The 16595-nt window shown below is 55.1% G+C and carries 16 protein-coding genes; 11 read left to right on the top strand and 5 right to left on the bottom strand.

The window, feature by feature from the left end; genetic code table 11:
* Positions 1-26 precede the first annotated feature (26 nt).
* The 3 genes from BN1936_RS05480 to BN1936_RS05470 all read left to right on the top strand — a co-directional run bounded on the left by BN1936_RS05480 (position 27) and on the right by BN1936_RS05470 (position 2334).
* Positions 27-272 (top strand): AbrB/MazE/SpoVT family DNA-binding domain-containing protein, encoded by a 246-nt coding sequence (locus BN1936_RS05480; RefSeq protein ID WP_049686835.1) that lies wholly within the window; start codon positions 27-29, stop codon positions 270-272.
* Positions 273-868: 596 nt separating this feature from the next.
* Positions 869-1684: a hypothetical protein gene (locus BN1936_RS05475; protein WP_022444355.1), complete on the top strand. Its 816-nt coding sequence runs from the start codon at positions 869-871 to the stop codon at positions 1682-1684.
* 20 nt (positions 1685-1704) lie between these two features.
* Complete coding sequence (locus BN1936_RS05470; protein ID WP_022444356.1) at positions 1705-2334, top strand: hypothetical protein; 630 nt, start codon at positions 1705-1707, stop codon at positions 2332-2334.
* A 281-nt stretch (positions 2335-2615) separates the two neighbouring features.
* On the opposite strand, the gene BN1936_RS05465 is transcribed toward BN1936_RS05470, so the two are convergent.
* Both BN1936_RS05465 and BN1936_RS05460 read right to left on the bottom strand, forming a co-directional pair.
* Positions 2616-3791 carry an HNH endonuclease domain-containing protein gene (locus BN1936_RS05465; protein ID WP_022444357.1) on the bottom strand — a complete coding sequence of 392 codons (1176 nt, stop codon included), beginning with the start codon at positions 3789-3791 and terminating at the stop codon, positions 2616-2618.
* A 75-nt stretch (positions 3792-3866) separates the two neighbouring features.
* The gene (locus BN1936_RS05460; RefSeq protein WP_022444358.1) at positions 3867-4325 is read right to left on the bottom strand and encodes a Panacea domain-containing protein; all 459 of its coding nucleotides are present in this window, start codon (positions 4323-4325) and stop codon (positions 3867-3869) included.
* A 288-nt stretch (positions 4326-4613) separates the two neighbouring features.
* Here BN1936_RS05460 and BN1936_RS05455 point away from each other — a divergent pair, with 288 nt between their 5' ends.
* The 6 genes from BN1936_RS05455 (at position 4614) to rhuM (ending at position 11505) form a co-directional block, all read left to right on the top strand.
* A complete protein-coding gene (locus tag BN1936_RS05455; protein WP_053101818.1) occupies positions 4614-6401 on the top strand; it encodes a flavocytochrome c in 1788 nt (595 codons plus the stop codon).
* 162 nt (positions 6402-6563) lie between these two features.
* Positions 6564-6953: a hypothetical protein gene (locus BN1936_RS05450; RefSeq protein ID WP_022444360.1), complete on the top strand. Its 390-nt coding sequence runs from the start codon at positions 6564-6566 to the stop codon at positions 6951-6953.
* Positions 6954-7374: 421 nt separating this feature from the next.
* Positions 7375-9006 (top strand): molybdopterin-dependent oxidoreductase, encoded by a 1632-nt coding sequence (locus BN1936_RS05445; protein WP_232422068.1) that lies wholly within the window; start codon positions 7375-7377, stop codon positions 9004-9006.
* Between the two features lie 27 nt (positions 9007-9033).
* On the top strand, positions 9034-9765 hold the full coding sequence (locus tag BN1936_RS11720; RefSeq protein ID WP_232422067.1) for a molybdopterin dinucleotide binding domain-containing protein: 732 nt from the start codon (positions 9034-9036) through the stop codon (positions 9763-9765).
* Positions 9766-9779: 14 nt separating this feature from the next.
* A complete protein-coding gene (locus BN1936_RS05440; RefSeq protein WP_022444363.1) occupies positions 9780-10358 on the top strand; it encodes a DMSO/selenate family reductase complex B subunit in 579 nt (192 codons plus the stop codon).
* Positions 10359-10575: 217 nt separating this feature from the next.
* The gene (rhuM, locus tag BN1936_RS05435; RefSeq protein WP_049686834.1) at positions 10576-11505 is read left to right on the top strand and encodes a RhuM family protein; all 930 of its coding nucleotides are present in this window, start codon (positions 10576-10578) and stop codon (positions 11503-11505) included.
* On the opposite strand, the gene BN1936_RS05430 is transcribed toward rhuM, so the two are convergent.
* Both BN1936_RS05430 and BN1936_RS05425 read right to left on the bottom strand, forming a co-directional pair.
* The gene (locus BN1936_RS05430) at positions 11502-11918 is read right to left on the bottom strand and encodes an HIT family protein (protein ID WP_022444365.1); all 417 of its coding nucleotides are present in this window, start codon (positions 11916-11918) and stop codon (positions 11502-11504) included. The genes rhuM and BN1936_RS05430 overlap by 4 nt on opposite strands.
* A 157-nt stretch (positions 11919-12075) precedes the next feature.
* Positions 12076-13536 carry an aminotransferase-like domain-containing protein gene (locus BN1936_RS05425; RefSeq protein ID WP_049686833.1) on the bottom strand — a complete coding sequence of 487 codons (1461 nt, stop codon included), beginning with the start codon at positions 13534-13536 and terminating at the stop codon, positions 12076-12078.
* A 144-nt stretch (positions 13537-13680) separates the two neighbouring features.
* Here BN1936_RS05425 and BN1936_RS05420 point away from each other — a divergent pair, with 144 nt between their 5' ends.
* Complete coding sequence (locus tag BN1936_RS05420) at positions 13681-14337, top strand: pyridoxamine 5'-phosphate oxidase family protein (RefSeq protein ID WP_022444367.1); 657 nt, start codon at positions 13681-13683, stop codon at positions 14335-14337.
* A 187-nt stretch (positions 14338-14524) separates the two neighbouring features.
* Here BN1936_RS05420 and BN1936_RS05415 read toward each other — a convergent pair whose 3' ends face one another.
* A complete protein-coding gene (locus BN1936_RS05415) occupies positions 14525-14953 on the bottom strand; it encodes a TM2 domain-containing protein (protein ID WP_198290747.1) in 429 nt (142 codons plus the stop codon).
* Positions 14954-15680: 727 nt separating this feature from the next.
* Between BN1936_RS05415 and BN1936_RS05410 the strand changes: the two genes are divergently transcribed.
* Entirely contained in the window at positions 15681-16577 is an 897-nt protein-coding gene (locus tag BN1936_RS05410) for a helix-turn-helix domain-containing protein (protein WP_022444369.1), read from the top strand.
* Positions 16578-16595: the final 18 nt, after the last annotated feature.

Here is a 16595-nt window from a genome sequence, read left to right as displayed (position 1 = left end):
GTGTAAATCGAAAGGGAAGAAATAAAATGGCAAATCGTCTTACTATCAAGGGTCAGGTCACTATTCCGAAGGAAATCCGCGATTTCCTGAATCTCGCGAGCGGCAACCAGCTTGAGTTCCGCATCGCGGCCGACGGCTCCGTCACCCTCACCAAGGCGGAAACCCAGACGAAGAGCACCTTCGCCTCCCAGACCCACGAACAGGCCGCCGCTCCCCGCAAGACCCGCCAGGGTATCGACGTTCTGAGCCTCCTCTCCGGTGTCTGCATCTAAGACCGGATCGACAAGAGACTTTCGTAAATAGGAGCAGCCAAAATGAAGTGTCACAGTAAAACGATCGATTTCCGAATGTGCCTCAGCCTTGAAGCGATCTTCATGGCGTAGAGGGAACGGCACAAAACTTAAGAGTTCCCTCGTTACTTCCTTCTAAGATTTACGCTTCACACGTTTTCCGCTTTACCGCTTCATCAGGCACCGAACCTGATAAGCGCGTTTCAAAAAAGACCCGCGGCACCCCTGAATCCATGCGCGCGATTCCGGATGTCCCCCGTCTGAATCAAAAAGAGACAGAGCTTCGATTGCGAGCTGTTGTCTTCGACTCCCTTGAGCCAATGCCATTCTCCGCATGACTATGCGTCATGAGGCGGTTTTCTGCTGTCCGGATCCTTCGTACCCGGCACCTCTCTTCCCATGCCGTTTCTGCCGCGGCCATAAATTGACCCGTTCTTTGAACCGATTTACCTTGATTCATAAATGACGGGCGAGTAGACTCTTTACGTACTCTTTTTACATACTTGATTTTCACTCGTGAACGCTCTGGAAGCCCTGAAATCGGTTCACGAGGACTATCAACATCACGAGGAGCTGCGATGCTGCAGGCGATTCTGCATGGCAAGGCTGGCCGTATCGAGCAGGACGAGGAATCTATCAGCTGGCGTGACGCGTTCAAACGAAGCGAGGATCTGCTGACTGCCGTCTTTTTTGGACGTGTGCCCTACCTCTCTGACAGCGCTCTGGGTGCCCTGCTGCGCTTCCTGCTTGGTGCCGACAATCCGATTGATCCTTCCACCTTTGACAAGCTGGAGCTGTGGCCATACCTGGAATTGAAGCCTGAACATGCTGACCCCGAAAAGGAGCCTAAACATGTTGAGCCCGATGTGATACTTCGGTTTAAAAACTCATTGGTGGTTATCGAGGTCAAGCCCCCGTTCGGGGGCGACCAGCATCAGGACCAGTGGAAGGACCAGGTCGATGCTGTGGTTAGCAATACCGACGTTAAGACCTATGGAGACCGGCTCTACTATGTGGCGCTCGGCCATACTCCTGCCGCCCCGCTGACTCATCCGGAGCTGCCCGAACGTTTTCGCCAAATGACACTGCGTGAATGGGGATCGCTCCGCCACTTCCTGCAAACCGCCCCCGAGTTTGACTCCTGCCGACAGGATCGCGCCATTCGCGAAGAGTGGATGCGGGCATTTGAGCTCTTTGGTATGGCACCAGTAATACCCGAGTGGAAGCTCTTGTTTGACTACCCCGCAGAAAAAAAGGTGCACTTGGATTGCGGGGTGATATCAGGATGGGAAATGACCTCACCGGCTGAACACACTGCTGGCTGGACCGCGCTGCTTAAGTATGCCGGGACATTGCGCCTCTCCTCCCACGATTTCTCCTTTTTGAATCACTGACTTTGGATAAGGATGCCGCTATGACATACGATCTTCAGCAAACCACCAAGCTGGTTACCCAGCTGCAGCAGGCCCACAGACTCGCGGCCGCTTTCTACATGCGTATCCTCCCGCTATTCGATACGATCGCCTATCAGACGCTGTACACCGAGTTCTGGTACTGGAAGCCCACCGAAACTTACACCCCTCCCCGCGATACATACCCCCCATCCGACACTTCGGCATGGGACTATCTGCCGCTATTTGCTTCGACTCATGCTTACCGGGACAAGACACACAACAAGGCTATCAAAGGCGATAAAGCGCTGATTTTACGCAACTATATCGACTACGATTTCCGCAGTGACTCAGACTTGTGTGCAGGTAAGAATACCAAGCCCGATCCTTTGGAAATGTCTGGCAAGGAGGCAGTGGTTGAAGTCAATCTGTACCGTTGCCTGCAGGAAAGCGACTGGAAAATGGTTAAAGAAGCTGACAGGCCCCCTCTTCAACCTGATTGGCAGCAAAGTGGCAAATGTCCTCAATTTGAGTTCTGCTCCAAGCATTGGCCGCTCGCCGAGTTCCTTGCTGACCCGGATATCGTGACCAATTGGATCAAAGAGAAGAGTGCTATCGCTAAGCCGGTGACTGGTCCCGAACAAGCCTCGTAACCTGGCAGAGCCTGGTGACGTTATCTACGGTTCCCCGCCGAAAGGGTCATCAGGCTCTGACAACCTACGTAAGTGAGCCTCCGAATAAACCCATAAATCAGGCTTAGAGACTATCTTCGCGCCAGAACTACCGGGCAGAGAATTCCACTGACTTCCTCAGTCATTGATGCTGGCACATCTGCCTAGTGAATTGGCATCCCCAATCATCTTGCGGACAGGATCTGACCCACCTGTAATTAGATTTCCGTCAGTTTATGGATGGTTTATGCCTCGGGTCCGCTCTAAATTTCCCGGTATGAATTGTTCCAGTCGGAGAAGCCTTGATTTTTTGCCTGAAGCAGCAGCGGAATAATGGCGTTCTTTAACTGCAGGCTGAACACGTCTTTGTTTTCGAGAATCGCCACAAACTTTTCCGCGTCGGGTATCACATCCCGATAGGCCTCGATCAGATGAGAGAATTGGTTAGTGCGGCGAATCGTTGAAAGACCGAGGAACTGCACCGAGCAAAAGTCATCCAGGTAGGCGAAGTCCGGGAGGTTGTCGCTTTTGCTGCTGTTTGGGCTCCTGAACGTAGGAACCAAATTCCAGATCTGGTCATGCAGCACGAACTTCCAGGGGACAAAGTGGTCAACAGACATCGGCCCCAGGCTATCAAGTGCGTCCTTTGTGAAGTGACGCATGGTGTAAATGTCATACACGTCCGGATTCTTATCAATCACCAGGCTCCAGTAATCCCGCGCCTTATCAAATTCCGGACTGCTGCGCTTTGTCGGCTGAATCAACTTTTCAGAGATGGCGGGAACACTGGGATTCCGACGCTGAATGTACTGAGTGAGCTTGAAGTACGTGCTTTCCGCAATAATCTGGTTGAAATCGTGGAAGAACTGCGTCCATTCCGGGGTCAGCGTGATGCCCTCGTCTCCAATCACGTAGGGTGTCCGAAGTCTGTTCCACTCTTTCTGACTGAGTTCCTTAACGGTCCTGTTCTTTCCCGCATCAAACTTACTATTGCTCCCGCAGGTTTTTCTAAATTCCTCGAGCTCATCACTGAAAACAGGCACGATGAAACGCGGGCAAACATATTCTGTCAGCTCTTCTATCTGGGCAGCCAGCTTTTCATTTTTTATTGCCATAACAGCCCGCACAATTTCATCATACTTCGCGCCATCGGGGAGGCCGCACTCGGCTTTCACATCGTGAATAGCATCGGCCAGGCTGTCCGCATATCCGAGGTTAAGCCGAAAGTAAATAACCGGATACCAGGCTGTGGCTATCATTCGCGCTGACATTTCTTTGAAAGAAATGTATTCGCGCTTTTTCCCGGAGACGATTTTGAGAATAGAAAGAAGCCAGACGAACTTATAGCAATTAAGGACTTTCGCCAGCATCCGTTCCAGCATGCGCCCCTTCGGGGACGCCGTCACGATCGCGAATGAAAAAGCGTTATCTGCTGCCATAGATGGATTGCCCTGATGAATACCGGATGCTGAAAGTGCCTATTTTAGGGCGTTTGGCGGTCTTTTCCTCTCGCTCTAGAAATCCGCCTCGTACGCGCCGCTCACCTCGAGCCTCGCGAGAAACGCGTCTCTCATCGCGGCTTTCGGAATCACGGACCGGATCGGAGCCCCGGCGATCAATGGATCCGCGAGAACCAGGTCTCTCAGTTTCCACCCGGAAAACTGCCCATAGACGAAATACACCTGATCAAGCACATCCTTCTCCTCCTCCGTGAGTCCCGGGTCTCCGGTCTCCGAGGGGTTCAGAATCCCGAACGCCGGCTCTTTCCCATATTTCTCATAAAGCGCCGGAATCACTGGTCCCATCTGCCACACCTCGAAATCCTCTTCGAAAAGCGGCTTTCCGGTAATCGCCAAAGAAAATCCCTGACTGTAATAGAGGAGTTTCTGAAGCACCGGAAGCGTCATGACATCCCCCGCCTCCTCATCCATTTTGGCGAGCAGGTACCGGATCGCTTTCTCACAGGCTGTCATCACGGGATCCTCCCTTTCATTCATCCGCGTCACAGTAATGGTTTCTGAGCCGGGGCACCCGGATCCACTCCGCAGAAACCGCTGATTTCCCGTGGATTCCAGAGAGCTCTCTATCCCCCATTCTGTCAGGAAAAAGCACAGTTCATTCTCCCAAACACGTTTTGTTTCGATTTACCTCTATCACTAAAGAGATAAGGATATTGACTTAGGCGGTTAACTGTCTTTTAATGACGTTGCAATCAAAAATTGACAAGTCAATTTGACAGGTTTGAGGGGAGAAGCAGCGTGATGAATACCAAATCCATTCGTTTTGCCGCCGTGATGGCGGCCGTGATCGGAGCCTTTTCTTTCCAGGCGTCCGCCGCGGCCGTAACCACGACCGGCACCGGTGTTGGGAAGGACGGCGATATCAAGGTTCAGGTGACCTTTGACGCAAATAAGATCCAGTCAATCAAGGTTCTCTCTCAGAACGAGAACCCGGTTCTCGCGGAGAAGGTCTTTACAGATCTTAAAGACAACGTTGTCAAAACGAATTCCACGGATCTCGACGCCATTTCAGGCGCTACGTTCTCGTCGAAAGGCTTTCTCGCGGCTGTGAAGGACGCGGCGAAGAAGGCGGGCGTCACGCTCACGAAGGACGGACAGAAGTCGCTTAAGAAAGCGGCCTCGATGATCCCCGCGAAGAGCACCTATGACGTGGTCGTCGTGGGTGCCGGCGGCGCTGGGTTCGCGGCCGCGATTGAGGCGAAGAACACCGGGGCGAGCGTCGTGATGCTGGAAAAGATGCCGACAGTGGGCGGCAACTCCCTGATCTCCGGCGCTGAAATGAATGCCGCCCGGAACTGGGTCCAGCCGAAGCTCGGGATTCTCGATGACTCCGCGGAACGCCACGCTCAGGACACCTATATCGGGGGCGACAAGAAGGGTGACCTTGAAGTGATCCGCACGATGACGGGGAACGCGCTTTCCGCCGCCAAGTGGGCCCGCGATTATATCGGCGTCCGGTTTGAGCCCGATAACCTCTTCATGTTCGGCGGTCACACCCGTAAGCGCGCCCTGATCCCGTACAGTCAGACCGGCACCGAGTTCATCACGAAGCTCTACGCGAAGGCGAACGAACTCAAGATCCCGGTGATCACCAATATGAAGGCCGTGGAACTCATCAAAGACGCCTCGGGCCGCGTGGTCGGCGTGAAGGCAACGATGAATGGGCTGAACTACGAGTTCGACGCGAAGGGCGGCGTGGTGCTCGCGACGGGCGGCTTCGGCCACAACGCCGCGATGGTGAAGAAGTACGACCCCTCGCTTGATGAACGCTTTAAGTCGACGGATTCGCCTTCCGCGACGGGCGAAGCGCTCTACATGGCGGAACGCGCTGGGGCTGAACTCGTCAACATGCAGTACATCCAGACGTACCCGATCTGCGACCCGGTCTCGGGCTCGATTGAACTGATCGCCGACGCCCGGTTTGACGGTGCCATTCTGATCAACCAGAAGGGACTGCGTTTTGTTGAGGAACTCGGGCGCCGCGACATGATCTCGCACGCGATCCTCGCGCAGCCGGGCTCTTACTGCTGGGTGCTCTGGAACGACAAGATCGGAAATATCTCAAAGACCGTCGAAGCCCATCCGGACGAATACTCCGTCTTCACGAAGACCGGCACGATGAAGACCTGCGGTGACCTGAAGTGCATCGCGGAATTCACGAAAATCCCCTACTCCAACCTCAAGGCGACGATTAACCGCGTGGATTCGATGACGGGGCCGGGGAACGACAAGGACTTCCATAACCGCGGCGGCCTCGTCGATATGTCGCAGGGCAAGTACTACGTCGTGAAGGCCGTTCCGTCGATTCACCACACGATGGGCGGCATCCGCATCAATCCGAAGTCCCAGGCGCTCGATAAGAACGGCAAGGTGATTCCGGGGCTCTACGCCGCGGGCGAAGTGACCGGTGTCACGCACGGCACGAACCGCCTCGGCGGCAACGCCTACGCCGATATCCTCGTCTTCGGCCGCATCGCTGGTGAAGGCGCGGCCTGGGACGCCCTGAGTCTCGGGAAGACCGCGAAGTAACCGGTAAGACAAAGACCGCCCGAAGGTCACTCCGGGCGGCAGGGGATAGCGGCTCACTCTAGCTACACACCACCGTTTCAGCCGCTCTCCCCGGCACCGTCCTTAAAAAAAGTTGCTGAGAACAACCTGACATAACAACAATCGCCACAGAGGAGTACATCAATGCCTTCTGAACAGCAGCTGACCAAAGCCATTATCAACATGGCGGTGGAAGCCTGGCATTTCAAGGAAGCTTTTGAGCAGATGATCGCGAAGGCAAAGCCCGAGGATCAGGTGCGCTATCGGAACCAGCTGAAATGGTCCCTTCAGAGAACAAAGGAAGCGCTCGCCACCGCGGGGCTTCATGTCGCTGACATTCCGGAAGGAATGCCCTTTAACCCAAGTCTCAGGATCACGGCTGTCAATATGGATGAGTTTGGGCCGGGGGATGGCATCGTGATCGAGCAGGTACTCGAACCCACGATCCTCACCTCGGATAACCGGATCGCCTATATCGGATCGGCGACGCTCGCGACAGCAGCCGAATTCAATGCCGCGTCAGAACCCGCCTGACCGCTTTTAAAAGAACACTGACACCCGCCGCGATTCCCCTAAGGAACCGCGGCGTTTCTTTATTCGCTCTTCCCTCTTCATAGATCCTGATAGTTTCTGATAGATCGTCTATAGGAACTCATATTTGCTATTAAAAGCGATCCCGGAAATCGGGCTCTCACTTTTCACTTCGCCGCACTTGGTTTCCGCCCTCCCGTATTTCCCTTTCTTTTCAGCGGCATCACCCGGTTTTCCCCTGTTTCCGGGGATCCCCGTAAATCGTTCTCATTTGATCAATTTTTATTTACTTGCTAAATCAGCAAGTTTTTGTTGTCAGCCTGTCATTCAAAAATCGGATCGCTCTCCATAGAATCCGCCCCCAGGAGATGAATCTCATCTCGTCCAGAACAGCAATTCATAAATAAAACAACAGGAAAACAAAATGACCTTCCAACTGACTCGCCGCGCCCTGCTGCAGGGCGCCGGCATCACGCTTGCCGGAAGCGTCTGTCCGCTTACCGCCGTGGCGTCAGGTGTCAAAAAAGCGATTGACGCGATGCCTGACATGTATTGGGGCGCCTGCGTGGTGAACTGCGGCAACCGCTGCGCCCTCCGTGTCTTTACGAAGAACGGCCAGGTGATCCGGATCGAGACCGATAACACGTCGAACCCGTGCTGCCCCCAGCCCTATCAGCTGCGGGCGTGCCTCAGAGGCCGCTCCATGCGGCAGAGGCTCTATAACCCGGATCGCCTGAAGTTCCCGATGAAGCGGGTCGGAGAGCGGGGAGAAGCGAAGTTCGAGCGGATCTCGTGGGATGAGGCCTATCAGCTGATCGCCGATAACTGGCAGCGGATCCTGAAGAACTACGGCCCGGACTCCGTGTACATCAATTACGCGACGGCGCAGCAGACGTCGGTCAGCGGTTCGAACTGCTGGAAGCGTCTCGCGAACCTCACGGGCGGCTACCTGAATTGGAAGGGCTCCTACTCCTCCGCCCAGATCACCGCGGCCTTCCCGATGACCTACGGCCGCAAGGTCGCGTCTTCCCCCACCGAAATCGCCCACGCGAAGCTCTACGTGTCGTTCGGCGACAACCTCTCTGTCACCCGGATTTCAGACGGCTCGATGTCCTGGCAGTTCCTGCAGGCGATTGAGAAGAACCACGTGAAGACGATCGTGATTGATCCGATCTGCACGGATACGGTGGCGGGGAAAGTGAATCAGTGGATTCCGATCCTCCCGGGGACAGACGCCGCGCTCTGCGAAGCGCTCGCGTACGAATTCATCACCCACAACTGGGTCGATCAGGAGTTCCTCGATAAGTACTGCGTCGGCTACGACGAGAAGACGCTCCCGAAGAGCGCCCCGAAGAACGGCGACTACAAGTCCTACATCCTCGGGAAGGCGGACGGCGTCGCGAAGACCCCGGCGTACGCCTCGGCCATTACCGGTATTCCTGAAGAAACGATCATCGCCCTTGCCCGCGAGATGGGAACGACAAAGCCTGTCTTTGTCGCCCAGGGACTCGGGCCGCAGCGCCGCGCGAACGGCGAGGAAACGGCACGGGCAATCGCGATGCTCCCGATTCTTCTCGGTCAGGTGGGGCTCCCCGGAACGTCAAGCGGCATGGAAGAGTGCGGCACCGACTGGTGGCCGATCGGGATCCCCCGCGGCAATAACCCCGTGAAAGCCTCGATCCCGAGCTTCATGTGGACGGAGGCGATTCTCCGCGGCCACGAGATGACGGCAACGCACGACGGTGTGAAGGGTGTCGACCGGCTGAAGAACGACATCAAGATGGTGATCAACTCGGGCGGCAACATCCTCATCAACCAGCATAGTGACTGCGGCCGCACGGATAAAATCCTCCGCGACACGTCGAAATGCGAATTCATCGTGGTCTGCGACAACATGATGACCGCGTCCTGCCGGTACGCGGATGTGCTCCTCCCGGATACGCTCGGAAACGAAACCGAAGACCTCGTCGGGAACGGCGACTCGATGGGCGAAACCGCGTTTATCACGCCGATCCATAAAGCGGTGAACCCGCAGTGGGAACAGCGTTCGACCTGAGAAATCTGCCGCAGGATCGCGGAGAAGATGGGCCTTGAAGCCGCCTACACCGAAGGCCGCACGCAGCGCGGGTGGATTGAGTGGGCCTACGAGCAGAACCGGAAGCAGAACCCTGAGCTCCCGGACTTCAAGACCTTCTGGGCCACGGGTCCGCACCAGCTCCTTCACCTCAAGTGGGACCGGATCGCGTTCTCGGACTTCCGGGCTGACCCCGCGAAGCATCCTCTGAAGACCCCGTCCGGAAAGATTGAGATCTATTCCGAGCAGCTCGCGAAGATCGCGGAGACGTGGACGCTTCCGAAGGGCGACGTGATCACGGCGCTCCCGAAATTTGTCCGCACGTGGGAAATGGCGGGAGACCCGAAGGCGAAGACCTATCCGCTCCAGTGCTACGGCTACCACGGTCACGGCCGCGTTCACTCCTCCTTCCATAACCTCCCCTGGGTGCGCGAGGCCCACCCGGACCGCGTGCTCGTGAATCCGGTGAACGCCGAGGAACGGGGGCTCTTTGAGGGGCAGAAGGTGCGTGTGTTCAATGACCGCGGCGCGATTGAGATCGCGGTTCACATCACGCCCCGCATCATTCCGGGTGTCTGCGCGCTCCCGCAGGGCGCGTGGTACCGCCCGGTGAAGAAGAACGGGAAGACGGTGGACGTCGGAGGCTGCATCAATACGCTCACGAGCCCCCGCCCGAGCCCGCTCGCGAAGGGCAATCCCTCGCACACGAACCTCGTGCAGATTGAACCGATCAGCGCCTGAACTGGAGAAACAACATGAAGCAGCTTGGATTTTTCTTTGACGCAAGGCGCTGCAACGGATGCAAGACGTGCGTAGTCGCCTGCAAGGACGCCCATAACCTGCCGGTCGGGCGGAATTTCCGCCACGTGCTGGAAGTGACGGATGGCAAGTGGTCGAAAGACCCGAAGTCCGGCGCCTGGAAGCAGAACGTCTACGCGTACTACCTCTCGATCGCCTGCAATCACTGCTCAGACCCCGCCTGCGTGAAGGCGTGCCCGACGGGCGCGCACCACAAGCGGACGGAGGACGGGCTGGTCGTCATCAACACCGATAAGTGCATCGGGTGCGGGAACTGCGCGAAGGCGTGCCCCTACGGCGCGCCGGAGCTTGACGAAAAGGCCCACAAGATGACGAAGTGCGACGCGTGCCTCAATCGCCTTGAGCAGGGCCTTCAGCCGATCTGCGTTGAGGCATGCCCGCAGCGCGCGCTCGAATTCGGGGATATTGAGGAACTCCGGAAGAAGCACGGGAACGTCGACACGATTTACCCGCTTCCGCAGCCGGCCTCGACTCGCCCGAATCTCGTGATCCACGCGCCGCTGAAGCACCCCTGATTAATTAACTAACCAAAGCATTACCCTTCTCTCCTTCGCCGCGGCTCTGAGTCCACCAGGGCCGCGGCGTTTTTTTGTCTTCATTCTAGGGAAACCCGACTCCGGATTAGAATACTTTTTAATAACGATAAACGCCATTCCGCTTATCTCCGGACCACCCATGAAAAGCCGCTCTATATCCACTAAACCCAGCCCTGGATCCCCTTCGCTTTATCCGATGGCAGAAATCCCTGAGGATGTGATCCTGCGGGACGGGAATCTCTGGATGACGCTCAGAACACTCGCCCGAATTTTCGGCGAAGAGCCTGAGACACTGAAGTCACTGGTTCTGGATGGGATCGCGGCTGGAGAAATTGACCCTGACGCGGTTATCAAAGAGTCTGCCGGCACCGCTCTCTTCGGGCTTGAAGCCGCCATTAGCCTCGGATTCCGACTGAAAACCGAAAAAGCCAGAGCGTTCCGCTGCTGGGCATCGCGTTTCTTCAGCAGCTTCGTCTCTAGAGGGTACGCAATCGACGCGGAGAGACTGAAACACCCCGAGTGGCAACTGACGGAAAAAAATTTCGAAGAGCTGATCCGCCGGATCCGGGAAATCCGAGCAAGTGACGCGCGTTTTCGGAGAACCATTGAGGATCTCGTCTCTCACCACCTGGCGGGACCGGTGGAAAAGAAGGTATTCGCGGAGCGGTTCTTCACCCGGGCGAGGACCCTTCTTTATCTCGCGTCGGTTCATGAAACGCCAGCCGGCATTCTTTTAACCCGTCCTGACCATCGGAAAGCCGGCATGCGACTTCGCGAGTCGAAAGACGGGAGAGAACGGCGAATCCATGAGCGCGACGCTCTCGATCCGGCTCGTTATCTGAATTCAGAGGAGTACACGACCCTCTGCCGCTGGATTGTGATGTTCATCGACTATCTGACGCTCCAGGCCGAGAGACGAGGGAGACTGACCACGGATGATTTTGATCATTGCCTGACCGCCTTCATGACGTTCCATGAATGCCAAGGACTGACAGCCAACGAAACAGATCTTGATGGCAGAAACGCCAAAGCCTTCGCGCTGAAGGAATTAAGGCTGTACCAGAAACGCGAACTGGCGATCACGGAGGTCAGCGCGAGACCCGACCTGGATCAGAACAATGCCTAGTAGGAGCCTTTGGACGGAATAACGTGCCGGACGCCGCCCCGAGGATTCTCAACATCGCCCTTCCGGCGTGGAATCAGGTGCACATGGCAGTGGAAGACCGTCTGATCGCTCACAAACCCATTATTGATCCCGATATTCCAGCCTTCGATCGTCGGGTCGTCGGTTTCAAGAATCTTTTTCTGCGAGTGAATCAGCAGATTGATCGCGTCACGCTCTTCCTGCGTAAGGCCGAAATAGTCCGGGACGTGGCGTTTCGGGATAAAAAGCGTGTGCCCCGGCGTCACCGGGAATCCGTCACGGATAGCGTACGCGTAGTCATTCTCTTCCACGATCCGCTTCCGGTCGTCCGTCTGAATCGCGCAGAAGAGGCAGCTTTCAGCCGCTCCCGTATTGCCGCTTTCTTTTTCTGACATCACTTCACCTCACCAAGCCTTCCCATCTTTCACTCCGGACAGTGTACCGGAGCCTCCGCGAAGCATAAAAAAACGGCACCCAAAGATCTCATTCCGGTGACCGGAATCTGAGCTTCTTATCTCAGAAAACTCCACCGCAAAGCGCGTGGCGATAGAACTAAGCTCGGATTGAATCCTTCAGGATCGAGATTAATAGTTCAACTGATTCCGCGATTGTCGGAGTCGGGAATGCTCCAAATCCCAGCATCAGCCCATTGATCCGATAGTCTCCGTCGAAACTCGAACAGGCGATGAACTCATGCTTCCGCTCAAAGGCCTTCGCCGCGATAGCCTTGTCGGAGATACTGTTCTCCAACAACGAGAACGTAATGTGTGAGCCGATGGCGTTTGATGAAACATGCCCCCATCGGTCCGCCTTCTTCTTCAGCAGATTTATCAGGAACTCCCGCCTCTGATTAAAGACAGTGGCGACCTTTCTGACATGCGTCTCGTACTCGCCTGAGCGAATAAACTCAGCGAGCGCCGCCTGCCGGCTTTCTGAAGAAAAGCGGTCGTTTAAGAAACGGCTTCCGGCTAACGCGTCTGCCAGTGTTTCCGGTACAACCGCGTAGCCGATTCGGATACCCGGGAAAATAATCGATGAAAACGTTCCGGAATAAATCGTGCAGTCTTCCGCCCCAGGAAGCGAACGAATAGCGGGCAGCGAGTCATTCAGCAGACCAAACTCGGTGTCGAAGTCATTCTCAATCAGCCAGACACCTTTATTCCTGCAGACTGAGAGAACTTCCTCCCGCCTTGCAAGAGACATCCTGATCCCTGCGGGAACCTGAATTGAAGGGGTCACCAGCAGCGCCGAAATATTTCCGGCTTCTGGGATCACGCCCTCAGAATCGCTCTTCAGCCACTGAATTTTCTTCCCATGATATCGGATGAGAGACGAAATCAGGTTATTCGCGGGAGACTCAAGCGCGATTCTCTGACCTGCCTCCAGTATCAGATCGATAACGAGGCCGATCGTATTGATCGTGCCGTTCGTGATGACGACGTTCTCAGGCTTCGCCGAAATAGAACGGTACTTGAAGAGGTTCCGGCAAATCATTTCCCGAAGCGGGAAGTAGCCTTTGGGATCCGAATAGTTGGTATAGAGCCAGGGAGATCTCGCTATCTGGGCATTGATCGCCCCCCAGCGCTTTTCCGGGAATATATCCATCACGGAACAGCGGCAGGAAAGAGGCCAACTGGTGTGACGCCTGAAAAAGGGAAGAGCGTCAGCCGCTTCCTTTGCGGCCGAAGTAATCGGCATTTTGACATGGGAGTCTTCCGCCGCGATAGCCCCGATCTCTGGCGGACAGATGACCGGAGGTCTCTCCGCCACCCAAAACCCGGAACCGGGTCTGACAGCAATAACGCCTTCGTCCTTCAGCTCAGCGTACACCCGCTCAACGGTGTTTTTGGATACGCCGCTCGACGCCGCCATCTGTCTCACTGATGGCAGCCGGGTTCCTTCAGGAAGCATTCCTTTCCCGATGAAACTAAAGAATTTCTTTTTAAGACCTTCAGCTTTAGGCTCATCCTCACCGATTTGCCAGTCGAGCGGCGGCAGAATTTTTCGCGGCATATTTCCCTCCAAGAATAATTCTGCCCAAATGGAAGACAGATCTCCGACTGTCCCCATCAAATTTTCAAAAACCGTCTAGATCTTTTGAATTAATCCGATGGTTCAATAAAGACAGAGTTTCGAGGATTTATAAAAGGAGAAAAGATGTCTACTCGAAGAGAAGTCCTTATTGCCGGCGGTCTTTCCGCGCTCAGCGCCGTCGCTTCCGCGGCTGAACCTGCTCCGGATGAGAAAAAATGCACCGCTCATCGTCCTCTCCGCCGCAAGGCCCGTGAACTGACCCTGGATCAGGCAAAAGAAGTGATCGATTTCACAGAGCACGCGGTTCTGAGCACCTGCGATCTGGACGGACATCCTTACGGAGTGCCGATTACCCCCGTGAGAGTCGGGAACAAAATTTATTTCCATGGAACCGGGATGCCGGGCGGTCGTAAGACCGACAACATGCTGATGAATCCCAACGTGTCGATTTCCTACGTTGGAAAGGCGACGACGCTGCCGGAGTGGTATTCCGTTGATTACGCCTCAGCGATTGTTACCGGGAAAGCCTATCCGGTCACGGATCCCAAGGAATTCGCGGATGCCTTCGCCGCCATCCTCAAGCGCCACGCGCCGAAAAACAGCGCGGTCCGCAATGAGGTTCAGATGAAAGTGCGCGGTCCCATGGCTCAGGTCTGGCGTGTCGATATTGAGGAAATCACCGGCAAGGCCCGCGGCGCTTCCAAGTGGGTAACCGGGAAAAGCATTCACGAAGTGCAGGATATGGGGCCTTCCAAGTGGCTGAAGGATGTCCCGCTCTGAGAATACAAAGCCTGGAAGCCTTTGATCCGCGGTTTCTTCTGAAATAGGTATCGCTCTCTCACTTAAAGGAGCGGCTTCAAAAAAGCCGCTCCCTTTTTGTTCAACGAAAGACCATCGCGCTTCCGCTTCCCATAAAAAAACGGCACCCGAAGATGCCGTTTATCACACACACTGGATCCTCTGTTTCTTACCTCAGAAGATTCCGCTCATAAACCATGCGGCGGTTATCGAGGTAAGCGCGGGCAAAGCTCGGAATACGGAAGATATCAATCAGAAGCAGCAGGCTTCCGATAACGAGGAACAGCGCGCCCACCGCGTTGATGACGCCGGGGCCGTCAGATCCAATCGCGAAGACGAGGATGATTCCAAGCCAGATCGACGCGATACGGAAGAGTCCGCTCATCGGCTTCCCGAGATAGAAGCAGTGGACACCGAAAGAACCAAAGAAGAACCAGAGCACGTAGGCGAGGAACCCGGACTTCTTCTCGTTTGAAAGACGCGTCTCGATCAGCGTCATCTTGGCGAGATTCTCCATCTTATTGCTTTCCTGGGGGATGGAGGTCGGAGCAGAAGACCCCTGAATCGGGGAAGAGTGGACGGTCGAAGATTCAGACATACGCTTATCCTGCATATTCAGTTAACATGGATAGCGTTATTTTATACATTCCTGTTTATTTTTATATCGATTAGATCAAAAAACAGTACTCATAAAAACATAACCACGGATTCAAAAATAAGCTATTTAAATAACGTTTTTAAAAGATAGCGTAGGCAAACTGTCGATAAGATTGCCTATTTAAAGGAAAGTAAGACAATTACACTACCAACAAAACGCTGACTGATCAGCAGGATAAAGCACGGTGTTCAAGCCGACACAGCTGATCCTATGACGTTATGTATCGACATAACGACAGTCCCAATTGCTGTGTCATTTTGTTTTGTTTAACTCCTCAGGCGAGCGTTTTTGTGCGGCTTTCCGCAGCTCAGTCGCCGCTCTTCCGGCACGCGGAGCGGAAACTTTCCCGCGTTTCTCCGAAATCCTTGCTATGGTGACTGTTTCCCGAGAGGTTTCTGAGCCCCCGGAGGTTATTTTTTTGTCGCTCAGGTAAATCCTCGTAAAGATCGCTAATCAGCCTCTCTGCCCCCGGAATTCCGAACAGAAATTAATACATAAAATCAGAGATATCCCCGCACGCCGGCTTTCTCGTACCTCCAAGGTAAGACACCGAAGCGCCCTAAGCCTCAGGCGGTTTCTTCTATTCTGGTATTCTTTCGACTGCCGCTATGGCTTTTAGGCTAAACGGTTATTATTTTCTTTCGCATTCGGAACTTTACCGCGACGCATGCAGATACCTAACTTTCCGATCGGTCCTGACCAGGAGGACAAAACTCCTCACGGATCCGATGAGTTTCCTTTCGCGCTCTATGAGTCCAAACTCTCCCGGAACGCGAGTCATCGGGCGGACTGGCACTGGCACTCTGAGATGCAGCTCTGTCTTGTGAAGAGCGGCGCGGTGTATGTCTGTCTCTCCGATAAGAAGCTCGAACTGAAAGCAGGCGAAGGCTGTTTCATCAATAGCGGCATGCTTCACATGATCGCCCCGGTGGAAGACCCGGACAGCACTTACTACTGCATCGACTTCCTTCCGGCGCTTCTCTCACTCTTCCCCGGCTCCATTTTCGAAAAGCGCTATATCGACCCCTATGTCGGGAATCCGGCGTTTGCCGAGATGGCGTTCAGGCCTTCCGTCCCCTGGCAGGATGAGATTCTCACGCGGCTTCAGACGATCGCGGATCTCGCGGAGTCGAAGCTCTTTGGCTACGAGTACCAGGTCGCCGAGTGTCTGATGCAGATCTGGCTCTCGCTCCTTCAGAATTTCCGGCCCGACGCCGCGAAGAAGACGGTCGTCAGCCGGGCGAGGAATGACGCTGTCGCCCGCGCGATCATGACGTACGTTCAGGCGCACTATAAGGAAGAGATCACGATCGACTCGATCGCGGAGGCGGTTCACTACAGCCCGGGCGAATGCTGCCGGCTTTTTAAGCGCGTCACCCACGACACGATCTTCTCCTATATCCGGCTCTACCGCATCACGCAGGCGTCGAAACTCCTCCGCGAAACCGGACTGTCGGTTGAGGACATCGCGACGGAATGCGGGTTCGCGAGCGCGAGCTACTTCATTTCCGCCTTCAAGAAGTGCTTAAAAACAACGCCGCTCCGATATCGGAACGGCGCTTAGAGGGCCAGGACTCTCACC

Origin of the sequence: Dakarella massiliensis (assembly GCF_001182045.1) — a bacterium.
In the GTDB taxonomy this organism is placed as follows: Bacteria; Pseudomonadota; Gammaproteobacteria; order Burkholderiales; family Burkholderiaceae_F; genus Mesosutterella; species Mesosutterella massiliensis.
This window is presented reverse-complemented; position numbering and strand designations above follow the sequence as displayed.